Origin of the sequence: Coprococcus sp. RTP21281st1_F1_RTP21281_210402, assembly GCF_040915325.1 — a bacterium.
GTDB classification, from domain to species: domain Bacteria; phylum Bacillota; class Clostridia; order Lachnospirales; family Lachnospiraceae; genus Coprococcus; species Coprococcus aceti.
This window is the reverse complement of the sequence record NZ_JBCPDQ010000008.1, coordinates 137,527-163,491: the sequence shown is the minus strand read 5'-3', so window position 1 is coordinate 163,491 and position 25,965 is coordinate 137,527. Positions and strand designations below refer to the sequence as shown.

Sequence of the window (25,965 nt, the reverse complement as noted above, 5' to 3'; positions counted from 1 at the left end):
GATTCCTTCTGCTGACTCTGCTGCAGGTCTCCATATCTCTCGGTGTTATTCTTAAGCTCCGTCTCTGTAACCTTGATCGATGTCTTAAGCTCCTCAAGCTCATCCTTCTTATCGAGCAGTGCCTGGTTCAGCTCTCTCTCCCTGTCCTCGGCACCTGTATATCTCGCATCCACAAGCCTTGTGACAAATGCAAGATCCTCCTGATAAGTCGCAAGCTTCTCATTTATCAGACTGATCTCCTCCGTGAGACCTGCTATTTTATCAGCATTTGCCTTTCTGGCGTCCTCTATGGAGTCCTTAGACATGAAATATTTCCTGTCTCTTCCTATGATAAGCATGTTCTCGGCGGGAACTATCGCTGAGTCTGAAAGCTTATCCATATCGTACACCATTACACATTCGCTGCCGGTGTCTATCGAACCGAGATTTATATCGTCCTCCAGACTATCAAATCCCTTTGTCACAACACTGTACGGCAGGTATGGATTTGCCTGAAGCAGCTCCTCCTTTGTATCACCCGGGAGTGCCGACAGATAATCCGCACCATGCATGGCCATGAGCCCATGTCTGGTGGAGATGTAGTTTATCACAGTCTCAGCACCCTCCGACGGTGGAAATGGTCTGCCATCCTCATAGCATTTCGCAAGCTTTGTCAGTCTGTCGATCTCCTGCTGGCGCTTGATCGTCTCTGTTATGGTGCCCCTAATCCTGTCATTTATAACACCTGTTATATCCTGTGGATTCTCCACAGAGTATACTGCCATGATGCTGTCGAGCTGGCTTCCCGACTGCCTGTACGCCTCGGCGTCAAGCCTTGCATCCTCGCAGCTTCTCTCCAGCGCATCATACTCAGCCTGCACAGTCGTCAGTCTGTATCTGTCATCGTACAGCTTTGTCCTGCCATCTGCTATGGCTATCTCCAACACTGTCATCTCAGCAAGTATCCTGTCAGACTCCTCCTGAGCCTTGTTCATCATATCCTTCACATCACCCACTACGAGCAGGTTGACCGATGCAGCCAGCTCACTTATGCGGGCACTTATCTCATCAATCTTGGCTGTGGCATCAGCGATATTGTTCTCCGCCACCGCCTGGGCGATCTCGCCCTCCCTCATGACTTTTCTGCAGTACTCCGCCTCCTCAAGTGCGTGATCATAGCTGGTCTGGGCCTCTTCCCTTGCCGCCATGAGCTCTGCAAGCTTCTTCTCATCACGGATGCGTCTGTTGTACGCATACACCGCCATCTTCTCACTGGATGATCCGATGTTGTTTCTTATATTGTCGACTATCAGTCTGCTCTCTTCGTACTGTCGCTTGTTCTCCCTGTATACAAGGTAGTCATTTGCACTCTCCTTGTAGCTGATCTGGTTTTTCAGCTCCGCAAGCTTCTTCTCATTGTCCTCTATCTGCGTGGCAGTGTCATCCATCTTGCGGTTCATGTCCTCAAGGCGCAGATAATCCCTGGTGACCCTGAGATTTGCCAGACGCTTGTTCTGCTGTTCCATCTGCTCCCCGGCGTCAGCCTTTGCCTTCGCCAGCTCCTCCATATGGGTGTCGCCCTCCTGTGTACACGCCCTTCCTGTGGCATACACATCGGCCAGGCCCTTACATATCCTGTCGTTGTCCTCGTAGAGACCTATGCATGAGTTCACCTTGCCCTCGAGCACATTTATCAATTCTATCTGGTGGTCATAGTTGGCTATGTCACGCTTTCTCTGTGCCAGAACGTTCAGCTTGTCCTTGATGTCGAGAAGAGTCTCTGCCATGGTGTCTTCCTCACCGTTTCGTCCTGTCTTTGTGGCAAATGCCTTCTCTATGATCTCCTCTATAAGCAGATCCTCCACGACCTTCCTTGTGGTCCTGTAATTTGTCTCAAAATACGTTCTTACATGCCCCTCTGTCTTGTTGATTCCACGTATGATTTCCCAGTGGCTCTCGTGGAGACCATAGCCACTTATAAATCTCTGGTACTCGCCCTTCTTGTCAAATACCCTGATCTCCAGGCTCATATCCCTGTGTCCGAGATCCTTGAGATATGTCTTTAAACCGTTGAATGTAATCCTCTCATTACCCTCCGACAAAGGAAGGTTCACTATGTCATTCTTGTTATATTCCCTGTAGAAAATGCAGTAATTAAAATACTCTATGGATGCAGTGTCCTTCTGTACCTCCCCGGCATCCGCCGTATCCTTTGCCTTTCTGGCACAGAATCCGGTGGTCATGTATCTGTAGCCATCCTTTATATCCGCCTCGTCAAGCTTCCACTCGATCAGCGAATGGATGACTGTGTTGCCGCCGCCCGCACGGAAAAGCTTCTCCACAGGCTGCTTCTCATCCAGAGTACAGTTCGGTATCAGGTTCTGAAGGAGCAGAAGCATGAGAATACTCTTTCCTCCTCCATTTGCCAGATCATACAGCGTGTTCTTGCCATACATTCTCATGGTGAAGTCATCGTACTGCTGTGTACCAAAGTTATATTTTACATTGTTGACCCTTATCCTGTTGATACTAGGCATCCTCTTCTTCACCTCCAAGCAGCTGATACAGCCGTCCTCTGTATTCCTCAAAATAGTTCTCCGACAAAGCCTTCATCCTGTCTGTCGGATAGTACCTGTCCGCATTCTCCACAAATAACCGCTGGGCCGACATGAAGTTGAACACCAGCTTCACATAACCCGCCCGGGATGCCTTGGACGCCCTGGCGCTGTCGCCCTCCTGATTGCCCGTCACCGCCGGGAGCTCATCCCACAGAAGCGCTATCGCCTTGAAGCTGTCCTGCTCCACCTCATCAGTTGACAGAACATCAAGCTTCTTCGTTATGTCCGCAAGATATTTGCTTGTCTCATCTATAATGTTCTCTGACTTCACATACTCCCTGAACTGATAGCTGGATGAATCCTTGTAAAAATAGAGAAGTGTCATATACATAATGAAGTAACACAGATAGAGCTCCTTGTTCAGACGAAGTCCCAGAAGCTTCTTCATGTCGTCATTCGTATAGCCAAATACCCTGTTGCCCTCTCCGGCTGTTATATACAGGCTGTCATTGTACTCGTACAGTGACAGGTTCATCTTCTTCATCATATTCATGACGATGTCGTACACCTCGGCATTGCCGTAGAATTCATCGTACAGCGGGCCGTTGTCGGGATGCTTCTTGCAAATCTCCTCACCTGATATTAACTTGGAATATATCTCTATCGCCTTGTCTAGATTCTTACTTTCCATCTTTTTCTCCTATTCTCCGTACAATCACTCTCAGCTGGTTTTGTTAAACTGAATTCCCGTAACGTACATGTCCTCGCCAATCTGTATCTCTTCGTCTGGATGGAATTCCAGTGTAAATGTCATGCCTCTGAACGCATCCAGTGTGAGTTCCGGTGCATACATCTCACGGGAGAGACCGGATCTGCTGCCACCAGCCTGATCTCCAGATACAGATGCCGCCAGCGTTTTTTCGTCAACTTTCTTTATTCTCTCTATGTGATCTACCAACATTCCCTCCAGCATAGTGTCCGGCTTTGCCAGTATCTCATCCACGCTGTACCTGTCCTTCTGAGCCAGGTGTGTGAGGAAGGAATAGTAATCTTTGTTGTCGTAGATTTCTTTTCCAAACTTAACTTCAAGTATTCCATTGAATTCCTTGAGACTCAGGTGTCCCCATTTGTTCAGCTGGTCAAGGAGTTCGTGGAACAGCTTTGTGAAGTTGGCACTTATCTGTTCATCGAGCAGTTCATCTTCGTAACGGAAGTTCGGATCAAGCTGCTCCTTCTTCACCTTTGTGGTCTTCGCATTGTCCTCGGACTTCAGCGTGAGCATGTGATCTATGGATGTCATGCTGAACGTTTTCACGATCCTCGGAGCGAAGAGAGGCGCAAGTATGGTGAGTATCTTATCCGGTCTGTCCTCTTTTATGATACTCTGAAGCTGTCCTGCAAAGTCAAATGCAGGTCTAAGCTTCTGAAGCTTCGCCTTGTGTATGATATTGTCCGATATGTTCTGCAGTTCCATTGTGCTGCTTATCAGACTTCCGTGCTTGATGATGGTCCTCTTGAGTTCAAGCTCAAGCTGGCTTATCTCCTCCATAGCTTTCAGGTTGCCCTTGCCCATATTATCATAGTTCGCCTTAGTGATTGCTTTGTCCACCAGAGCTTTGTTCTTGGCAAAGAGCTTCTGCTCGTCAGCGAACCATTTGCCGACGGTCTTCATATAATTTTCGTACTCCTCCGCGCCCTTGAACACGTCGATGGACAGAAGATTTACTATCTCATCCTTCTCGCGGATCAGCCTGTTCACCTCGCTATTGATCCTGCGCACGACCTCGATACCGCCACGGAAGTTCTCTCCAACGATCATCTTTTCCAGAAGAAGCTGCTGCACGTTGATCTTGCTCTCGTCCTTGATCTCCTTGGTGTCCAGATAGAATTCGATTCCATCCGCAGTAATGAAATACAGAACCTTACCATCCACTATATGGCTGTCTATCAGCTTCACTCGTCCCGTCTTGCGCTGCTTCTTTCCCGGATCATAGAACGTGAATTCAAATGCTCTTCCATCGTTCTTGATCTTGTCAAATATATACATTATCAGGTCAGCCCTGTCATCTCCCGCGATCTCCACATCGAAATCACGGTCAAGGAGCTGCCCCATGAATTCCTCATATTCATCGTATGACACTTCACGCTCATTGAAGCTGTTCTCCTGAATAAAAAAACGCAGAATCGCCATGGTTATATAACCCATGTCCAGCTGTGCATAACGACCTTCCTTATACTGCGCAAATGTGGTCTCAGCCAGAACAAAAAACGGGTAATATTTCCTCAGATTCTGCATTCTTGCATTATGTTCTTCAATTATGTCATTTATCATCACGTATTTGAGTGCCATGTTTTCTCTATCTCTGTACTTTCCTGATTATAATAGATCTTATACCATATACTTTTCCTGATATATCTGCCCATATTCTGAGACACATATCTTCTCTATCCGCATATGGATATACAGATTTAGTATACCATGACACATTTGTTCACACAACGATATTTATCTTCCGTACTTCAGCTCATTTATCGATCTTCCACACACTGTCAACATGAATTCCGTGGCACTCTCACTGTTCTGTCCCACATCATTCAGCCCGACATATCCCGGCTGATAGCCCTCGCAGTCACCCTCTATCTGAAACTGGACTGTGACCGTCACCTGCTGCCCCTTATATGTGGCATTCCCTTCAAACTGCACTATCTGACTTCCGTCCGTCGCGACAAATGCCTGCCAGTGTTCATCGCTGCAATAGGCATCCAGACCATCCCCATAGGTTGTGTCTCCATCCGGGAATATCTTCTGTTCCTTTATATAATCTATCCTCTTATCCGGAAGATCGGCTGCATCTTTGCCGATCCCCGCCTCACCGATACCTGTCACGCACATGGACAATGTGAGTATGACTGCCAAAAGCTTGCAGAATTTGTTCTCCCTAAACTTCTCCCACCGCTTGATATTCAGTGCAAATGCAAGGATTCCTCCCACGATCGCACCACCCACATGCGCATAGATATCTATATTCTTCTCATTTGTATACAGAGCATATATGACCACAACAACTATGGATACCATCATATCTTTTCTGCTTGCTTTCCTGTTGCCCATGAATGTCAGGAACACAGCAGCACATATGATTCCGAACACCGCCCCTGATGCTCCTATAGAGAAATGCATTCTGTCAGGATCAGTCATATGATACACATTCATGGATATGATCCCGGCAACAATTCCTGATACAAAGTATATGATAGTCGTCCTCAGGGAGCCAAGTTTTCTCTCCACCGTGGAGCCAAACATATATAGTGCAAACATATTGCCAAAGAGATGATCAAAGCCAGAATGCAGGAACATCGCCGATATAAGTCGTCCATACTCGCCATTCAGCTTCACGTACTGATAGTTGAGTCCACCGGTTCTGGAGTAATTGTCCACACCGATGCACATGATGCCAGCTATGACATTTGCCACTATCAATGCAATCGTAACTATAGGGATCGTCCTCTTTATCTGTGGCTGCGGGGAAGCTCCACCGCCCATCTGCTCAGGTCTGATCACATATGCTGTGTCCTGGTCAATATCCTGCTCAAATCTCCCATAGTCATCATGTTCAAAGCCATAGCCGAAATTGTTTTCTTCCATATAATACTCTCCTGACAATGCCCCCCACGGCTGGCATCCACATACTGTTCATTGTTTTACACGATACACTGTTTTTCCACCTTGCAGTACCATTCTTCACACCTTTTTTCTTAGTCGAATACTCTCTTAAGAACCTCGTCCTCATACAGAACCTTCTTGGCAAGTTCTCTGTACTTCTCCTCATGAAGGTATGTGTGTCTGTGAGGCTTTATCTGTGGTGCCATGTCTATCGCCTTTGCGAAATCTTCTCTCTTGAGATCAAGTGTAGCTACATAATCCCAGAAACCGGTCTTCTCAAATATAGCATTTACCCTGACATATCTGTGATCCTGAACGACCGCCATGATATAGGTTGCGATTCCTACCTGGATTCCATGGAGCTGTGGCTGTTCAAGCATCTTGTCAAGTGCATGTGAGATAAGGTGCTCACTTCCGGATGTCGGTGTGCTTCCGCCTGCTATCTCATTTGCAACGCCACTCATGGCAAGGGAATCAAGAAGCTCCTTCAGGAAGAGGTCATCCTTGATCGTCTCAAATGGCGTTCTGACAAAGCTGTTCACCGCCTTCTTCGCGATCATAACCGCGAAATCATTCATCTCTGAATATCCAAGGTCTGACTCGAAAAGCCAGTCGTAGAGAGATGTGATCTTGGATACCATGTCGCCGATTCCTGAGTAAAGGAATCTCTCCGGCGCAGACTTGATGATCTCCGTGTCAGCTATGATTCCATATGCCATTCTTGCCGGCACCGATGTACGCCGTCCATTTACCATAAGTGATGCGCTGGCGCTTGAGAAACCATCCGATGATGCCGATGTCGGAATACTTATAAAAGGAAGCTTTCTGAGATATGCCGCATACTTTGCCACATCAATAACCTTTCCTCCGCCGATACCCACGATCACCTGGGCCTTCGCATCTATATCAAATGCCAGCTTGATTATATCCTCTATATTGGTGGAATCCAGCTCTCTGTACTCCACAACTGTCACATTTTCCTTCTTCAGAGAATCCATGACCTGCTGTCCAAACATGTCTATGAGTCCATTTCCAAAATAAATAACAGCATTCTTCATCCCGGAAGCACTTATATATTTGCCCAGATCATTCAGGGTTCCCTTTCCGATCTTAAGAATGGTTGGTATTGCTATATGACTTCCTGCCATCTGTTTATCCTCCTAAATACATTTCTACCATTATACATTATATAATCAGCAAAAATAAACAGGACAATACACATTTTGTCTCATACCTTTACTTACCTTTCTAATTTCTAGCCATGTCTGCCTTATGCTGTTTTTATATCCTTTAAATTTCTTACAGCATCTTCATATTTTTACCCGAAAAACACATTTTCTACACAACTTCTCCAAAATTAGAACACATTTTCTCGGTATATTATTAAATGTAAACAGCGAGAGCGTAAGCGAGTTGTTTACATCCCCTTTTTCATAAACGACTGCAACACCCTCCCCTCACATAATGTAGTTGCAGTCACTCCCTTTTAATACAAAAAGAAGAGGCTGCCAGAGATGGCAGCCTTTTCTTTTTGTATTCAGATAATTTATAATTACTCACTTCTGAGCGCTATAACAGGATCCTTCTTAGCTGCAATTCTCGATGGGATAAGTCCTCCGATCAATGTCAGTATAACGCTGATGATTACCAGCATCGCTCCACCCTTCCAAGGAAGCGCCGATACACCGGCAACGTTGATATAACTCTCTATCACCTTACTGATCGGTATATTGATCAGCACCGTCACGCCGATTCCTATGAGTCCTGAGAAGAGACCTATGATAAATGTCTCCGCATTGAACACTCTTGAGATATCCTTCTTTGAAGCTCCTATGCTTCGCAGAATACCAATCTCCTTTGTTCTCTCAAGAACTGAGATATATGTGATTATTCCGATCATGATGGATGAAACTATCAATGAAATTGCCACAAATGCAATGAGTACATAAGTTATCGCGTTGATGATCTTGGTCACCGATGACAGCATGATTCCGATGTAATCAGTGTATGTGATCTCCTTGTCAGGATAATCCTCGTTGTACTTGTCTATAAGCTTTGTTATCTCGTCCTTATCCGCAAATTCTGCACAGTAGAGGTTGATGGAAGCCGGCTTTGCAAGCTCTGCATATCCAAGCTTTGACATGTTATCCTCATAAGTAGATGTTGACTCCTGGAAGAAACCGTAACCCTTGAGCATATCGAAGAGCTGATCCTTGGTCATGGACGCCATCTGTGCCTGCATGTCCTCAGTAACCTGACCTGAAGCCATAAGCTGCTGCATAACAGAATCCATATCCACATCATCCGCTGTCAGTTCCTTGCCATCTGAAAATGGCATTCCTGTGAACATGTCAGTATCAGGATTATCCATCTGAGCCTTAAGCACATCTGTCTTCTCGTTCTCTGAAACTATGTAATTGGCAAGCTCCGATGTGTAACCTATATATCCCGGCTGCATGGTAGTTGCATACGCTTTATCCGAAGCCCTGATTACTGCCGACACCTTTACTTCAAGGCCCCCGGCCACAGCAGACTTCAGAAAATCAGCATCAGAACTCATATCTGTGTATGTTCCATCATCATTCTTCTTGTACAGATCGCCCGGAAGCACAACCTTAAACTTGAGATTAAGAAGGTCATCGTATGTAAACACCATCTGCTCAAGCTCCGGTGCCTCTCCGCCAGCAAGTATGGTTGAAACCATATCGCTCAGTTCCTTTGAATCCCTAAGTCCAAGAGTATACAGTGTAAAATCACTTATCTCATTGTTCTTGTCGACGACAAGTACAACCTCGTTCTTATTCTCAGGCCAGTGTCCTGCCAGCACATCGTACTGCTGCTTGAGCAGAGTGTCGTTGTCAAGCATCTGTGTCCACATGTCCATTGACGATGAACCGTAGCTGAATGCCGACATGAAATCTGCCGTTGACTCCTGTGCCTCCGCCATACCTCCAAATCCCATATCTGTCATTGTGGTGCTTGGATTTACCTGGGCAACACCGCCATTTGCACTGTTCTCGTTAAACACATATAATGGTGTATCATATGTGTATGTTATATCACTTGTATACTTGGTGAAACCGTTTGCATCGTCTTCTATATAATTCTTAAATGACTCAAGGTCGTTCTCCTTCACATCTGACACCATGGACACGAGCATGTCTCCCATGATATCTCCCGAATATACCTTGTCCTCGCCAGCGTGATTGTGATCTGAATCCTCCTCGTTGTTACCTACCATCTTTGAGAGCAGCTCATCGTAATCCATCGCTTTCTTCGTTATCTGCACCGGATACGTGGCAAGCGTCTCCTCCTGCACATCGTTGATATACTTCTGAAATCCGGATGAAAGCGACAAGATAAGCGCTATTCCTATGATTCCTATACTTCCGGCAAATGCTGTTAAGAATGTCCTTCCTTTCTTGGTCATGAGGTTGTTCAGACTCAGCGAGAACGCTGTGAACATACTCATGGATGTCTTTCTAGGTTCATAACTTCCGTCATCCTCCTTTGCTTCATCCTCATCTGAGAATGGATTGGAGTCATCTATTATATTTCCATCGAGGAGCTTTACGATTCTTGTTGAATACTGCTGTGCCAACTCCGGGTTGTGCGTGACCATAATAACCAGCTTGTCCTTGGCTATCTCCTTGAGCAGTTCCATGATCTGAACACTTGTCTCTGTGTCAAGTGCACCCGTTGGCTCATCAGCCAACAGAATATCCGGATCGTTTATGAGTGCTCTGGCGATGGCAACTCTCTGCATCTGTCCACCGGACATCTGGTTTGGTTTCTTGTGAATCTGATTTCCCAGACCAACCTTCTCCAAAACCTCCTTCGCTCTCTTTCTTCTATCTGCCTTTGATACTCCAGACAAAGTAAGCGCAAGCTCTACATTTGACAATACCGACTGGTGCGGTATCAGATTGTAGCTCTGGAATACGAATCCGACTGAATTGTTTCTATATGAATCCCAGTCTCTTGACTTGAAATCCTTTGTCGACTTGCCATTGATAACCAGATCTCCACTGGTGTACTGATCCAGTCCGCCCACTATGTTCAGAAGCGTTGTCTTTCCACAACCCGACTGACCAAGTATGGACACGAACTCATTTCTTCTGAAGTTCACAGATACACCCTTAAGTGCCTGAACAACTTCATCACCAGTGTGATAATCCTTCACGATATTCTTAAGCTGAAGCATTCTATCCTCCTTACAAAAATCATATTGTGTTCTATATGCATTACACTTTGATAGATTTGTCATTATTACTGGAAAATCATAGCATTTATTTTTTTTCAATGCAATTAAGGCAGGCTATTCTTTATAAATGTTTTATTTTCTATCGATAAGTTCAAACTAACTATATGTTGAACTTTTGGCTAAAAATTCTTTTATTTTCTTATTATATGGGGTATAATCAGCGTAAGTGGGTACGTTGTATCCAAATATAATTTTACGGAGGATTTTACAAATGTTAGTTTCAGCAACAGAAATGTTAAAGAAAGCTAAGGCTGGTCACTACGCAGTAGGTCAGTTCAACATCAACAACCTTGAGTGGACAAAGGCTGTTCTCCTCACAGCTCAGGAGCTTCAGTCACCTGTTATCCTTGGTGTTTCAGAGGGCGCTGGAAAGTATATGACAGGATTTGAGACAGTTGCAGCAATGGTTAAGGCTATGGATGAGTCACTTGGAATCACAGTTCCTGTAGCTCTTCACCTTGATCACGGAACATACGAAGGATGCTACAAGTGTGTTAAGGCTGGATTTACTTCAATCATGTTCGATGGTTCACACTATCCATTCGAGGAGAACCTTGCTAAGTCAACAGAGCTCGTTAACGTAGCTCATCAGCTTGGCCTCTCAATCGAGTGTGAGGTTGGTTCTATCGGTGGTGAGGAAGACGGAGTTATTGGTATGGGCGAGTGCGCTGATCCAGCAGAGTGCAAGACTATCGCTGATCTTGGTGTAGATATGCTTGCAGCTGGTATCGGTAACATCCATGGTAAGTACCCAGCTAACTGGAAGGGACTTAGCTTTGAGACACTTGATGCTATCCAGCAGAAGACAGGCGTTATGCCATTAGTTCTTCACGGTGGTACAGGTATCCCAGCTGACATGATCAAGAAGGCTATTTCACTTGGCGTTTCAAAGATCAACGTTAACACAGAGTGCCAGTTATCATTCGCAGATGCTACAAGAAAGTACATCGAGGCTGGTAAAGATCTCGAGGGCAAGGGATTTGATCCTAGAAAGCTTCTCGCTCCTGGTTTCGAGGCTATCAAGGCTACTGTTAAGGAGAAGATGGAACTCTTCGGATCAGTTGGTAAGGCTAACGACTAATTCTTTAACAGAACAATTAACAAATGTAACGATAAACTGTTCGACAACTTTCGGACAAGTATCGCTCACGTAAACTTAAAGGAACCCCATCACAGCTTGTATAAGCCATGATGGGGTTCTTATTTTTATATCATACATTCTACTAATATTAATGTCTAATCCTGATTCTCTGCCTTGTCCTTCTTCCTGCTGATCGTCCACCATATAGGAACTGATATCAGCATGAAAAATGCTGCTGCCACGCTGATCCATGCGCCGACTCCGAGTCTTGCATTTGCCGCTGCGTCAAGCTTGCCAAGATCTATCAATGACAGAACAAATTCAAATATCAATATTCCGCCAACAGCTATGGATATTACAAGATCTGCTATATAACAGCCCGCTTTGTTGATAAATGCACATATCACGTCTGCTATGAGAACTACAGCCACAATAAGCATGGATAATACATTTATCCCAAACACTCCAACTATGCTTCTGGCATCTGTACCCATATATGCATAAGGAATAAATACTGATACAACAGCCATGATAATGCCGATCAGGTTTAACATATTAGGTACATGTGTGGATCCCTTCTTCACATCACCAGGTATGTTCTGCCTGTTCTCATATCCCATATAACCCATAGGGTTGTTGTATGGCGTTGGCTGTACCGGCTGGCCGTACTGCGACTGTGGCTGGTATGGCTGCTGGGTTGGCTGACCATACTGTGGCATCTGCTGATATGGTGGCTGCATTGGCTGTACGCCCTGGCCATACTGTGCCTGTGGCTGATATGGCTGCTGTACCGGCTGACCATACTGCGACTGTGGCTGATATGGCTGCTGTACCGGCTGACCATACTGCTGCATCTGCTGGTATGGTGGCTGCATTGGCTGGCCATACTGTGGCATCTGCTGATACAGTGACTGAGCTGGCTGTGCTACCTGACTATATGGTGCTTGAACTGACTGCGCTCCCTGACCATTCTGTGCCTGACTTTGCTCAGCCATCATAGCCTTTTCCTGCTCCACATTCTGCTCAGAAGTCGACCCGCCATCAACTCCGTATATATCTTCTACTCTATTCTGTTCATCCATGTTGTCATCTACCTCCGATGTAATTATTCGACACATCCCTTACATATCGAGATACCTCTTCAGATACTGTCCTGTATAGGACTGAGGTATCTTCGCAACTTCCTCCGGAGTTCCTCTGGCAATGACCGTTCCACCGCCTGCGCCTCCTTCAGGTCCCATGTCAATAATATAATCTGCGGTCTTGATAACGTCAAGATTATGTTCGATAACCACCACTGTATTGCCGCCTTCACTGAGCCTTCTGAGTATATCCACAAGCCTGTGAACATCAGCAAAATGAAGTCCGGTGGTTGGCTCGTCAAGCACATATATAGTCTTTCCCGTTCCACGTCTTGACAGCTCAGTTGCAAGTTTGATTCTCTGTGCCTCTCCTCCTGACAAAGTGGTGGACGGCTGTCCAAGCTTGATATATCCGAGTCCCACATCACGGAGAGTCTCTATCTTCCTCAGTATCCTTGGCACATTTGCAAAGAACTCACATGCCTCGTCAACTGTCATGTCAAGGACTTCATTGATACTCTTGCCCTTGTACTTGACCTCCAGAGTCTCCCTGTTATATCTCTTTCCTCCGCACACTTCACATGGCACATATATATCTGGCAGGAAGTGCATCTCTATCTTGATTATTCCATCTCCTCGACACGCTTCGCATCGTCCACCAGATACATTGAAGCTGAATCTTCCCTTGCCGTAACCTCTTGCCTTGGCATCCTTGGTTCCAGCAAACAAATCCCTTATCAGATCAAATGTACCTGTATAAGTAGCCGGATTGGATCTCGGCGTTCTACCTATAGGTGACTGGTCTATATTGATAATCTTATCCAAAGCATCATAGCCAATGATATGGTCGTGCTTTCCTGCTTTAATCCTGCTCTTGTTGAGTCTTCTCGCCAGCTTCTTGTACAAGATCTCATTTACCAGAGAACTCTTTCCTGAACCAGACACACCCGTCACACATGTCATGATTCCAAGTGGTATGTCCACATCTATATGCTTGAGATTGTTCTCATAAGCATTCTTGACAGTGAGCCATCCGGTTGGCTTTCTCCTCACATCCGGAACCTCTATCTTCTTCCTGCCGCTTAAGTAGTCACCGGTGATAGAATTCTCACATTTCATAATATCTTCAGCCGTACCCTCAGCTACCACATATCCACCATTTGCACCGGCTCCCGGTCCTATATCTATAATGTGATCCGCCGCCCTCATGGTATCCTCGTCGTGCTCTACAACGATAAGCGTATTTCCAAGGTCTCTCAGATTCTTGAGCGCTGCTATCAGCTTGTCATTGTCCCTCTGGTGAAGTCCGATACTTGGCTCATCCAGAATATATGCAACTCCGACCAGACCTGAACCTATCTGCGTGGCAAGTCTTATTCTCTGTGCCTCTCCACCTGAGAGCGTGCTTGTACCTCTACTCAGACACAGATAGTCAAGTCCCACATCAATAAGAAAATGCAGTCTCGACCTGATCTCCTTGAGTATGGCCGCACCTATCATCTTCTGTCTGTCAGTGAGCTCCAGATCTTTCATGAACTTTGCAAGTTCTGTGATAGGTAGTTCTGTAAGTTCGGCAATATTCTTATCTCCAACTGTAACAGCAAGGGCTGTCGGCTTAAGTCTCTTACCACCACAGACCTCACACGGAGTTACAGTCATGAATGTCTCATACTCGGCCTTTGTGGACTCCGCAGATGTCTCCCTGTATCTTCTGGCAACACTCTTTATGAGTCCCTCAAATGTTATATCATACACTCCCTCCCCGCGCTGTCCTTTATAATGCACCTTAACCGGGCGAGAGTTCTTTCCATATAATAAGAGATCCTTGATATCCTGTGGATAATCCTGAAATGGCGTATCAAGAGAGAATCCATACTCCGCACTGAGTGCCCTGAGTATTGCATTTGAATAGCTCTTGCCATCATTGCATGACTGCCATCCCAGAACCACTATGGCTCCATCATTTATCGACAAACTCTGATCGGGTATCATAAGATCCGGATCAAATTCCATCTTGAAGCCAAGACCTGCACATGTCGGGCATGCGCCAAATGGATTGTTGAACGAAAAGCTTCTCGGCTCTATCTCATCTATGCTGATTCCGCAATCCGGGCATGAAAAGCTGTCTGAGAAATTGATAATGGTATTCTCCTTCTGAACACCATTCTCATCCCTCTCCCCGATCACCTCAATTTTCATAAGCCCCTCTGCAAGCTGAAGTGCGGTCTCTATGGAATCTGTGAGTCGCCTCTCCACATCCTGTCTTACAACCAGACGATCGACTACTATATCTATACTGTGCTTCTTGTTCTTATCGAGCTTTATCTCCTCCGACAGCTCATACATGCTGCCATCGACAACCACTCTGACAAATCCGCTCTTCTTTGCCTTCTCCAGCAGCTTTACATGCTCTCCCTTTCGGCCTCTGACCACAGGCGCAAGCACCATGAACTTTGTCCTCTCAGGTAGCTTCATGATCTCATCCACCATCTGGTCAACCGTCTGTCTGCTTATGACCTTACCACAGTTCGGGCAGTGTGGTATTCCCACTCTGGCATAGAGAAGTCTGAAATAGTCGTATATCTCAGTGACAGTGCCAACTGTGGATCGAGGATTTCTGTTTGTTGACTTCTGATCTATGGAGATTGCAGGGGAAAGTCCCTCTATCTTGTCCACGTCCGGCTTCTCAGCCTGTCCAAGGAACTGTCTCGCATAGGAGGACAGTGACTCCATGTATCGTCTCTGTCCCTCCGCATATATCGTGTCAAATGCCAGTGAAGACTTACCTGATCCCGAAAGTCCTGTCACGACAACAAATTTGTCCCTTGGAATCTTGACATTGATATTCTTCAGATTATTTTCACGTGCGCCCTCAATAGTAATATACTTCCTGTCAATATTCCTGCTGGCGTTGAAATAATCATCATCTTTCATGCTCGCATCCGTTATATTCTCCAGATGCTCACCACGTTCATAATTCTTATTGTCTTCCATCTTGATCTAACCTTTTCTCTTTATTATTTATATTTGTTATATCTTAATTATCTACCCTGCATCCATCTATTCTTTATCATAATCTCTCAGTGCCGCCTTATACACCTTGAGCTGATCCCTGATCTCTGCCGCCACCTCAAAGTTGAGGTCTGCTGCCGCCATATTCATCTTCTTGGTCAGCTTGGCGATAACCTTCTGAAGCTCCTTCTTCGTCATGGACTCAGCGTCCTTATCCTCCTCTGGAAGTTCCTCCTTCTTCACCTCTATGGTTATGAGATCCCTTATGCTCTTCTCTATAGTCTTAGGGGTTATTCCATGTTCCTCATTATACTTCTGCTGTATCTCACGACGTCTGCTCGTCTCATCGAGGGCATACTTCATAGAACCCGTGATAGTATCCGCATACATGATGACATGTCCATCCACATTTCGGGCTGCTCTTCCTATGGTCTGGATGAGTGATGTCTCCGATCGCAGGAAACCTTCCTTATCAGCGTCAAGTATGGCTACCAGTGTGATCTCCGGTATATCAAGACCCTCTCTCAGAAGGTTGATTCCAACAAGCACATCAAATACTCCAAGGCGGAGATCTCTCACTATCTCAACTCTCTCCATGGTGTCTATATCCGAGTGCAGATATTTTACCTTTATATCATTGTCCCTCATATAGCTGGTGAGATCTTCAGCCATACGCTTGGTAAGTGTTGTCACAAGTACCTTGTGTCCCTGCTCGGTCTCCTTGCGAACCTCTTTCAGCAGATCATCTATCTGACCTTCCACCGGTCTGACCTCAACCGGCGGATCAAGAAGTCCTGTAGGTCTGATGATCTGTTCAGCCATAAGCATCTGGTGCTCCTCCTCGTATTTGCCCGGTGTGGCTGATACAAACATGACCTGATCAAGCTTCTGCTCAAATTCCGAGAAGTTGAGTGGTCTGTTGTCAAGTGCCGATGGAAGCCTGAATCCATAGTCCACCAGATTCATTTTACGGGAACGGTCTCCAGAATACATCGCACCGACCTGAGGCACCGTCATATGTGACTCATCTATAATAAGAAGAAAGTCATCATCAAAGAAATCCAGCAGTGTGCTCGGCGTCTCTCCGGCTGATCTTCCAGCCAGCGGACCGGAATAGTTCTCTATACCAGAGCAAAATCCAGTCTCTCTCATCATCTCCATATCAAAGTTAGTTCTCTCCTCGATACGCTGTGCCTCGATGAGTTTATCCTTTGACTTGAAGTAAGCAACTCTGTCCTTGAGCTCCGCCTCTATCCTCTTCAGCGCCTTCTCCATCTTCTCCTGTCCAACCACATAGTGAGATGCCGGAAACAGGCATGTATATGTCAGATCTCTCTTTCCCTCTCCGGTGAGCGGATCAAACTCTGTGATCCTGTCTATCTCATCCCCAAAGAATTCTATCCTTATTCCATCGTCAAATGTTGACACAGGAATTATCTCAAGTACATCCCCACGCACTCTGAATGTGCCTCTCTGCAGATCCATGTCATTCCTGTCATACTGTATATCTGTCAGTTCATCGATGACCTGATCTCTGTCCTTTATCATGCCAACTCTGAACGACAACATCTGATTCCTGTACTCGTCCGGATCACCGATGCCATATATACACGATACAGATGCAACCACTATGACATCTTTTCTGTCTATGAGTGCTGCTGTGGCGCTATGTCTCATCCGGTCAATATCGTCATTAATAGACGAATCCTTTGCAATATAAGTATCCGTAGACGCCACATATGCTTCCGGCTGATAATAATCGTAGTATGATACAAAATACTCCACCGCATTGTTCGGAAAAAACTCCTTCATCTCCCCATAAAGCTGCGCCGCCAGAGTCTTGTTATGTGCAAGTATAAGCGTGGGCTTATTCAGCTGCTGTATGACATTCGCCATGGTAAAAGTCTTACCAGATCCGGTTACACCCAGCAGCGTCTCAAACTGATTACCTTCCTGAAAACCCTTTACCAATTTTTCTATTGCCTCCGGCTGATCTCCGGTGGGCTTGTATTCCGATACCAATTCAAAATGATCCATAAAAGTCTCCTACTCTAGGCTAAAGCCTGCATCTATTATATCGAACATTAGTTCCCATATCAAGTGAAAACACGGCAGTTGCTCAAGTTTATTTATCCCCCTGAACAACTGCCACTATACTTCATCTGTTTGCTCACAACACCTTCTATGCCGCTAGTTCATCCCTACCCAGGCTTATCTCATAGCAGCCTTTCTCATCGACAGTCACCACGACTCTCTCAAATCCTGTGTAAAATCTTAATATATACAGATCATCTGCCCTTGAGATAACCACCTCAGCATTCATCTCCGCAAGATCTGTCATATTGTCTTTCAGCACACCCTCGCTGACTCTGATGATCTGTCTCTCCTTCTCCACCTGTCTCTTCTCCTGAAGCTCCTTATAATAAAGGAAGAGATTCTCCTCCAACGCCTTTGATCTGCAGCTGCATCTGTGAAAATAGCTGCCGATGATCATGTAAAGCATGTATGCTGTCTCCTGCTGTCTGTGTGATGTCTTTTCTGTAAATGAATATCTCATAATCGTTACCTCCATAATGAAAAAATAAACCTAAAATAAATCTACAAAATGTTGTCAATGTGTTATCTGAAGCTTCACCAGCTCACACCTCCATGGTGCCCGCTCCCCGGTCTGTCATTTTTCAGCCGACGACAGTCGCTGTGTCCGTATTCTTTGCTGCCCCGGATACCGGGCAGATGCATATTCAGTTTTCATTTGAAATCTGCCCCATGCCCAAAAGGCAACAAAAAAAGAGTCATGATCGCAGACTTGTAGCACTTGCTACTCATCATGTTTTCAAACTCTTCTACTTAAAATATGATTTATTCAATTTTCATTATGGATATCAGCAATCGCTGATGTATATGTTATATCAAAAACTAATTGTGGTGTCAACATATTTATAAATATATCTATAAAACACAAGAGAGCCAGATTTCTCCGACTCTCTTAAATATGCATCCACAAATGCATACCCAAATTAGTATCTATAATTTCCTACCTTATCGCATCCTTCATGCTCTTCACATAATCTGTCACATAAGGCACACAGTCCTTGCCGTACTGGGCGCACAGCTTGACGATGGCTGAACCGACAATGACACCGTCTGACTTCTCCGCCATCTGCTTTGCCTGCTCAGGTGTGGATATTCCGAAACCTACAGCGCAAGGGATGTCCTTCGCCTTCTTCACCAGATCGACCATTGCTCCTATGTCTGTGGTGATCTTGGTTCTGGTTCCGGTTACACCGAGTGATGACACGCAGTATACAAATCCACTCGCATCATTTGCGATCATGGATATTCTCTCATGGGATGTAGGTGCGATAAGTGAAATGAGATCCACATCATACTGCTTGCAGATTCCGTCAAACTCATCCTTCTCCTCGTAAGGAATGTCAGGAAGGATCAGTCCATCTATGCCGATCTCCCTGCATGTGCTGATGAATCTCTCCGAACCGTACGAGAACACGACATTTGCATATGTCATGAACACCATAGGTATTGTCACTTTCTTGCGGAGCTTTCTCACAAGGTCAAATACCTTGTCTGTCGTCACGCCGCCTGCAAGCGCTCTTATATTTGCGCCCTGAATAACCGGACCCTCGGCTGTCGGGTCAGAGAATGGGATTCCCAACTCGATGAGGTCTGCACCGGCCTCCACCATTGCGTATACTACCTCCTCTGTCACATCCAGCGACGGATCGCCACATGTCACAAATGGTATAAATGCTTTTCCATGCTCAAATGCTTTTGATATATTACTCATGAAGATCCTCCCCTCTGTATCTTGCGATGGCTGCAACGTCCTTGTCACCACGTCCTGATACATTGATCACTATTATTTTATCCTTGTCCATTGTAGGTGCCAGCTTCATGGCGTAAGCCACAGCGTGGGCGCTCTCTATCGCAGGGATGATTCCCTCGATCCTTGACAGATACTCAAATGCATCAACTGCCTCGTCATCTGTGATCGCCACATACTCTGCACGTCCTATGTCGTGAAGGTACGCGTGCTCAGGTCCGATTCCCGGATAATCAAGTCCCGCTGAGATAGAATATACAGGTGCGATCTGGCCATATTCATCCTGACAGAAGTATGACTTCATGCCATGGAATATACCAAGCTTTCCTGTTGCGATAGTTGCCGCTGTCTCAAATGTATCAACACCTCTGCCCGCTGCCTCACAGCCGATCAGCCTGACGCTCTCGTCAGGTATGAAATCGTAGAAAGCTCCGATGGCATTTGAACCGCCGCCCACACATGCCATGACGACATCAGGAAGTCTTCCCTCCTTCTCCATGAGCTGTGCCTTGATCTCTTTACTGATCACAGCCTGGAAATCACGGACGATCTCAGGGAAAGGATATGGTCCCATGACTGAGCCGAGTACATAGTGTGTGTCATCAATCCTGCTTGTCCACTCACGGAATGCCTCAGATACAGCATCCTTCAGTGTGGCTGTTCCAGTCTTTACCGGATGAACCTTTGCTCCTAAGAGTCTCATTCTGTACACGTTGAGAGCCTGTCTGATCGTGTCCTCCTCACCCATGTATATCTCGCACTCCATGCCCATCATGGCTGCAACTGTAGCTGTTGCAACTCCATGCTGTCCGGCACCGGTCTCCGCGATAACTCTTGTCTTGCCCATTCTCTTGGCAAGGAGCATCTGTCCGATTACGTTGTTGATCTTGTGCGCTCCTGTGTGGTTCAGATCCTCTCTCTTAAGGTAGATCTTTGCTCCGCCCAGATCCTTTGTCATTCTCTCCGCATAATAAAGTCTGCTAGGTCTTCCCGCATACTCGTTGAGCATCTCTGTGAGTTCTCTGTTAAACTCCGGATCATCCTTATATTTTTTGTAAGTCTCCTCCAGCTCCAGCATCGCATTCATCAGAGTCTCTGGAATGTACTGGCCGCCGTGAACGCCAAATCTGCCTTTTGACATATGTTTTTCCTCCTGTTTTTGTCTTCTCAGATATATTTTCAAATGTAATTTCTACACTTTTGTATTGTGTTTCTTCTATATAATATGTTACTCGCCTCTAAGTTCCGCAAACAACTTCTTCTTGTCGGGACTTCTCATAAATGTCTCACCTATGAGCACCGCATCAGTTCCATTTGCCTTGAGCCTGTCTATGTCCTCTTTTGCCTTGATTCCACTCTCAGACACATACACCATCTTCTGGGGTGCTAAAGTGTCAGCCGCAGCTCCTGTACCAGTGACAGGTACCTCCGTCCCCATATGGGTGGCTGGCACCGTATCCGGTATCAGCTTTCTAAGACGAACGCTGTTCATGATGTCCACCGTAAATGTTCTGAGATCTCTGTTGTTCACTCCGATGATGCCGGCTCCGCAGGCTATCGCCCGTCTGACCTCATCCTCATCGTGAGCCTCAACCAGAGCCGACATCCCAAGTTCATGCGCAAGCTGCAGGTATAATCCAAGCTGTTCGTCATCCAGTATTGCGCAAATCAAAAGCACCGCCGAGGCTCCTATGACCTTTGCCTCATATATCATATACTCGTCAACTGTAAAATCCTTCCTCAGCAGCGGTATATTTACCTCCTTCTTTATATCCATCAGGAACTGATTGCTTCCCTGGAAATAAAACGGCTCAGTGAGCACCGATATGGCTGAAGCACCAGCCGCCTCATATTCCTTTGCGATCTCAACATAAGGAAAGTCCGGTGCGATAAGCCCCTTGGAAGGCGATGCCTTCTTGACCTCACAGATAAACGATATTCCATCCGCTGCCAGATTATCCCTAAATGGGAACTTACTATATGGGCTGCTGCCGTTATCCGTCTCTCTGGCAACTATATCAAGTGCCTGTCTCTTCATCTCCTCAAGAGGAACTTTTTTCTTCTGCTCCGCCACACGTTCCTTTGTCTTTGCAGCTATCTCATCTAATATCATCTCTTACCTCTCTATACAACTTTCTATCATAGTCTGCGATGAAACTTATCTACTCATTTGTCAGTCTTACAAATGCATCAAGCGTCTCAGCAGCCTTGCCACTGTCGATCACGTCCTCTGCAACCTTGATTCCATCCGCTATGGAATCTGCCTTGCCTGCGATGTAGATACAAGCTGCTGCGTTCAGTACAACTGCATTTCTCTTGGCTCCTTTGATCTTACCTGACAGAATATCGCGGGTAATCTGTGCGTTCTCCTCAGGACCGCCACCCACCAGATCCTCCTTGCTGCATCTCTCAAATCCGAAATTCTCTGGCTTGATCTCGTACTTTGTGATCTCGCCATCTTTGATCTCTGCAACTGTTGTAGGTGCGCTCATGGATATCTCATCCAGACAATCCTGTCCGTATACGACAAGTCCCCGTTTTACACCAAGACCAACAAGTACAGGAGCCATCTGATCAACAAGCTCCTCCTTGTATACTCCCATGATCTGCATCTGAGCCTTTGCCGGGTTGGTGAGAGGTCCAAGGATATTGAATACTGTCGGTATTCCAAGTGCCTTTCTGACCGGACCTGCATATTTCATCGCCTTGTGATAAACCTGGGCAAACATAAAGCTCATGTTGCACTCAGCAAGAACCTTGCCCATCTTTTCAGGTGATATGGAGATATTTACACCAAGGGCCTCAAGGACATCCGCTGCGCCACTCTTGCTCGATACGCTTCTGTTGCCGTGCTTTGCGATCGGTACTCCGGCCGCTGCTGCAACTATACCACTCGTTGTCGATATGTTAAATGAATTCGCACAATCTCCGCCTGTTCCCACGATCTCAAGAACATCTATTCCGTCATGTGGAAGAGACTCCGCATGGTCTCTCATTCCATTTGCACTGGCTGTTATCTCGTCAAGCGTCTCGCCCTTCATGTGAAGAGCTGTGAGATATCCCGCCGTTGTCTCTCCCGGCACCTGGCCACTGAATATCTCATCCATGCTGGCATATGCCTCATCGTATGTAAGATCCTGTCCTGCTGCTACCTTCTTAAGAGTTTCCTGTATCATCGCCATATCCTCCTTATTTTATATCAATTTATATCTCTAAAAAATTTCTGAGCATTATCTTGCCCTTCGGTGTCAGTATCGACTCCGGATGGAACTGAACTCCATATACCTCATAATTCCTGTGTTTCACCGCCATGATCTCTCCATCCTCCGTTCTTGCTGTGACCTCCAGACATTCCGGGAAATTCTCATCGGCTGCTGCCAGTGAATGATATCTGGCAACCTGTATCTTGCTCTGAAGCCCTCTGAACAATCTGCAGTTCAGATCCACATCAACCAGCGACATCTTTCCATGCATAAGTTTCTTTGCATATGTGACTGTCGCACCATATGTCTCACAAATCGCCTGATGTCCGAGACACACGCCGAGGATTGGTACTTTTCCTGCAAAATATCTCACCGCATCCTCACACATTCCCGCATCCGAAGGTCTTCCGGGTCCCGGTGAGATGATTATGTGATCCGGATTCATCGCCTCGATCTCCTCACAGGTGAACTCATCATTTCTTATAACCTTTATATCCGGATTTATTGCCCCCACAAGCTGATACAGGTTGTAGGAGAAGCTGTCATAATTATCTATAAGTATTGTCATTTGTTTTGTCCTCCTTGTATTTATTGTGCATGCGCATGAAAAGCGCTCATTGTGAGTGCTGTTGTAACTGCCTTTGCCTTGTTGATACATTCCTGGAACTCATTTGCCGGAACACTGTCCGCCACGATTCCTGCTCCGGATCTGACAAATACCTTGTCACCCTTTTTGTATGCGATCCTTATGGCTATACATGTATCAAGATTCCCTGTGAAATCTATGTATCCTATGGCACCGCCATATATTCCTCTCTTGTTGTCCTCCAGCTCATTGATGATCTGACACGCTCTGATCTTCGGTGCTCCTGAGAGGGTTCCTGCTGGAAGTACCGCATCCACGGCTGACAGCTCATCATACCTGCTGTCATCGATCTCTCCTTTGACCGTTGACCCGATATGCATTACATGTGAGTACCTCTGAACCTTCATGTACTGCTCAACCTCAACAGTTCCGAACTTGCTTATCTTACCAAGATCATTTCTTCCGAGATCCACCAGCATGTTGTGCTCCGCCAGCTCCTTCTCATCCGCCATAAGTCCGGCCTCAAGTCTCATATCCTCTTCCTTTGTCTTTCCCCTTGGTCTCGTTCCAGCAAGTGGAAATGTGTGAAGCATGCCATTTTCAAGCTTTACCAGTGTCTCAGGCGATGCGCCCGCAACCTCTATCTGGTCGCCGCTGAAGTAGAACATATACGGAGAAGGATTTGTGCTTCTGAGAATCCTGTACGTGTTGAACAGCGATCCCTCCATCTCAGCCTCAAGTCTGTTGGACAGAACCACCTGGAAGATATCTCCCTCGAATATGTACCTCTTTGCCCTCTCAACCATGCTGCAATACTTCTCTTTGTCAAACAGCGGCTTGAAATCACTCTTCATCTTAACCGGCTCTATCTCCGCCATCTCTCCATCGAGGATGAGCTTCTTCATATCTTCTATATCAGCAAGTGCATTTGCATATCCGGCTTCTATATCGGACGTGTCAGCATTTGCAATGAGAATCAGCTTTGACTTGAAATTGTCAAATGCAATGACCTTGTCAAATAACATCAGATCAAGATCCTGGAATCCTTCATCATCCTCGGCATCGATCACAAGCTTCTTCTCACTGTACTTTATGTAATCATATGAGAAGTAACCGACAAAACCTCCTGTAAATGTTGGAAGTCCTTCTATCTTCGGACTCCTGTAATCCTTGAGTATCTCTCTGATGAATACCTCAGGATGAATATCGTCCGCTTCCTTTATCACATTTCCATCTATATCCTTGAGCTGTATGTGCCCATTCATGCATGTGACATCAAGCTTCGGATTGTAACCAAGAAATGTGTACCGTCCCCACACCTCCTGATTCTCCACGCTCTCAAGTATGTAACAGTGCTCATTTGCCGCTTTCAGCTTTCTGAGTAAGTTGATAGGTGTGATCACATCCGATAACATCTCACAGCACACCGGAACCATCCTATATCCGTCTGCCGCATATTTCTTTGCCTCGTTAAGTTCTGGTCTTATCATGTCTCATCCTCCTTGCCAATTAATATAAAAAAAACCACAGGACATAAAAAAATTCCTTATCCTACAAACATTAGGACAAGAAATCTAATCTCCTGCGGTGCCACCTAATTTCATCGATAAATAAAAAAAAATATATATAAATAATTTATATATATTTATATATATCGATGCCCTCGACCATATACAATCATATATGTACCTTCTATAACGGTAGGTCTCCGTCTCCCCTACTTGAATCTCAAATCTTTCGGTTTGCCCTCACAAGTCCATTCACCTGCACTCCCATCGCTGCAATCACACCACCTGCAACTCTCTGAACATGTTATATGCCGCTACTCCTCTTGATCAACGGTTTATCTTATATCTGTAACCATAATGCGCTTTCCTAGTAAATTTGTCAAGATTAAATTTTCAAGTTTCTGCCATATTTTCACTTGTTTTTTACTGTTTGCCGCATATTTACTGGACTTTTTCCACTTATCATTTATTTTATACTTTCTTAATTATTTCCTGATTGACTACTTCACCCAACTGAAATATCCTAGGGGACGGAGGGGACAGGTATCTCCGTCCCCATGATGAGCGACGAAGTTTTCAGCAGATTTTATAAAGTTATCAACATTAAGGAGTAGTTATGAACACAAGTACAATTTCTTCAAATTCCGAAGAGAGGATGGGCACGGCGCCGATATTTAAACTTATGCTCTCCATGGGCATTCCGACATTTGTGGCGCAGCTCATCAATCTCTTATACAACATAGTGGACAGAATATACATAGGACATATCCCGGAGATAGGCGCAGCATCCCTCACAGGAATCGGACTGTGTCTCCCGATCATCACCCTTGTAAGTGCATTCAGCGTGTTCGTGGGCGCGGGCGGAGCACCTCTGGCTTCCATTGCTCTCGGTAAAGGCGACAGGGACAAGGCACAGCGCATCCTGTCAAATGGCGTAACCCTGCTCATCATATTTACAGTTATTGTTATGGCTGTCATCTACACATTGAAGAAGCCGCTTCTGTATTTCTTCGGTGCCAGCGATGCCACCTATCCACATGCCGATGACTATCTGAGCATTTACCTTATAGGCACTATATTTGTCATGATCACCACCGGACTGAACACATTTATCACAGCCCAGGGGCAGGCAAAGACAGCCATGGCTTCAGTACTCATAGGTGCGATATGCAACATCATTCTCGATC

17 protein-coding genes and 1 pseudogene are annotated in these 25,965 nt (G+C 45.7%); 2 read left to right on the top strand and 16 right to left on the bottom strand.

All coding sequences use genetic code 11. The features are described 5' to 3' along the window. The 6 genes and pseudogenes from AB5150_RS12255 to AB5150_RS12230 form a co-directional block, all read right to left on the bottom strand. Positions 1-2,567, bottom strand: a pseudogene (locus AB5150_RS12255) (hypothetical protein); the annotation flags it as partial. After that, a complete protein-coding gene (locus AB5150_RS12250; protein WP_004852816.1) occupies positions 2,509-3,228 on the bottom strand; it encodes a DUF6063 family protein in 720 nt (239 codons plus the stop codon). The pseudogene AB5150_RS12255 and the gene AB5150_RS12250, both read right to left, overlap by 59 nt. A gap of 30 nt (positions 3,229-3,258) precedes the next feature. Next, complete coding sequence (locus tag AB5150_RS12245; protein WP_368291948.1) at positions 3,259-4,887, bottom strand: hypothetical protein; 1,629 nt, start codon at positions 4,885-4,887, stop codon at positions 3,259-3,261. Between the two features lie 156 nt (positions 4,888-5,043). Continuing rightward, positions 5,044-6,183, bottom strand: coding sequence for a rhomboid family intramembrane serine protease (locus AB5150_RS12240; RefSeq protein ID WP_015534401.1), 1,140 nt, complete (start codon positions 6,181-6,183; stop codon positions 5,044-5,046). A gap of 110 nt (positions 6,184-6,293) precedes the next feature. After that, a complete protein-coding gene (locus AB5150_RS12235; protein ID WP_055272005.1) occupies positions 6,294-7,349 on the bottom strand; it encodes an iron-containing alcohol dehydrogenase family protein in 1,056 nt (351 codons plus the stop codon). Between the two features lie 404 nt (positions 7,350-7,753). Next, the gene (locus tag AB5150_RS12230) at positions 7,754-10,405 is read right to left on the bottom strand and encodes an ATP-binding cassette domain-containing protein (protein WP_368291947.1); all 2,652 of its coding nucleotides are present in this window, start codon (positions 10,403-10,405) and stop codon (positions 7,754-7,756) included. 271 nt (positions 10,406-10,676) lie between these two features. Between AB5150_RS12230 and fba the strand changes: the two genes are divergently transcribed. Continuing rightward, complete coding sequence (gene fba, locus AB5150_RS12225) at positions 10,677-11,546, top strand: class II fructose-1,6-bisphosphate aldolase (protein WP_022058049.1); 870 nt, start codon at positions 10,677-10,679, stop codon at positions 11,544-11,546. A gap of 155 nt (positions 11,547-11,701) precedes the next feature. On the opposite strand, the gene AB5150_RS12220 is transcribed toward fba, so the two are convergent. The 10 genes from AB5150_RS12220 to AB5150_RS12175 all read right to left on the bottom strand — a co-directional run bounded on the left by AB5150_RS12220 (position 11,702) and on the right by AB5150_RS12175 (position 24,760). After that, the gene (locus AB5150_RS12220) at positions 11,702-12,628 is read right to left on the bottom strand and encodes a hypothetical protein (protein WP_368291945.1); all 927 of its coding nucleotides are present in this window, start codon (positions 12,626-12,628) and stop codon (positions 11,702-11,704) included. A gap of 39 nt (positions 12,629-12,667) precedes the next feature. Beyond that, positions 12,668-15,562, bottom strand: coding sequence for an excinuclease ABC subunit UvrA (uvrA, locus tag AB5150_RS12215; RefSeq protein WP_368291951.1), 2,895 nt, complete (start codon positions 15,560-15,562; stop codon positions 12,668-12,670). A gap of 126 nt (positions 15,563-15,688) precedes the next feature. After that, on the bottom strand, positions 15,689-17,677 hold the full coding sequence (gene uvrB / locus AB5150_RS12210) for an excinuclease ABC subunit UvrB (RefSeq protein ID WP_055272008.1): 1,989 nt from the start codon (positions 17,675-17,677) through the stop codon (positions 15,689-15,691). Between the two features lie 145 nt (positions 17,678-17,822). Further along, a complete protein-coding gene (locus tag AB5150_RS12205) occupies positions 17,823-18,197 on the bottom strand; it encodes a hypothetical protein (RefSeq protein ID WP_349092802.1) in 375 nt (124 codons plus the stop codon). Between the two features lie 477 nt (positions 18,198-18,674). Then, the gene (trpA, locus tag AB5150_RS12200; RefSeq protein ID WP_055272010.1) at positions 18,675-19,445 is read right to left on the bottom strand and encodes a tryptophan synthase subunit alpha; all 771 of its coding nucleotides are present in this window, start codon (positions 19,443-19,445) and stop codon (positions 18,675-18,677) included. Continuing rightward, a complete protein-coding gene (gene trpB, locus AB5150_RS12195; RefSeq protein ID WP_368291943.1) occupies positions 19,438-20,622 on the bottom strand; it encodes a tryptophan synthase subunit beta in 1,185 nt (394 codons plus the stop codon). Before trpB ends, trpA begins: the two co-directional genes overlap by 8 nt. 87 nt (positions 20,623-20,709) lie before the next feature. Then, positions 20,710-21,594, bottom strand: a complete 885-nt coding sequence (gene trpC / locus AB5150_RS12190) for an indole-3-glycerol phosphate synthase TrpC (RefSeq protein WP_082418071.1) — start codon at positions 21,592-21,594, stop codon at positions 20,710-20,712. Positions 21,595-21,643: 49 nt separating this feature from the next. Next, the gene (trpD, locus tag AB5150_RS12185) at positions 21,644-22,657 is read right to left on the bottom strand and encodes an anthranilate phosphoribosyltransferase (protein WP_055272012.1); all 1,014 of its coding nucleotides are present in this window, start codon (positions 22,655-22,657) and stop codon (positions 21,644-21,646) included. A 28-nt stretch (positions 22,658-22,685) separates the two neighbouring features. Further along, entirely contained in the window at positions 22,686-23,252 is a 567-nt protein-coding gene (locus AB5150_RS12180) for an aminodeoxychorismate/anthranilate synthase component II (protein ID WP_368291942.1), read from the bottom strand. Between the two features lie 20 nt (positions 23,253-23,272). Beyond that, positions 23,273-24,760 carry an anthranilate synthase component I family protein gene (locus AB5150_RS12175; RefSeq protein ID WP_368291941.1) on the bottom strand — a complete coding sequence of 496 codons (1,488 nt, stop codon included), beginning with the start codon at positions 24,758-24,760 and terminating at the stop codon, positions 23,273-23,275. 634 nt (positions 24,761-25,394) lie between these two features. On the opposite strand from AB5150_RS12175, the gene AB5150_RS12170 reads away from it, so the two are divergent. Then, positions 25,395-25,965: MATE family efflux transporter (locus AB5150_RS12170; protein WP_368291940.1), on the top strand; the 571-nt coding region annotated here is incomplete at its 3' end.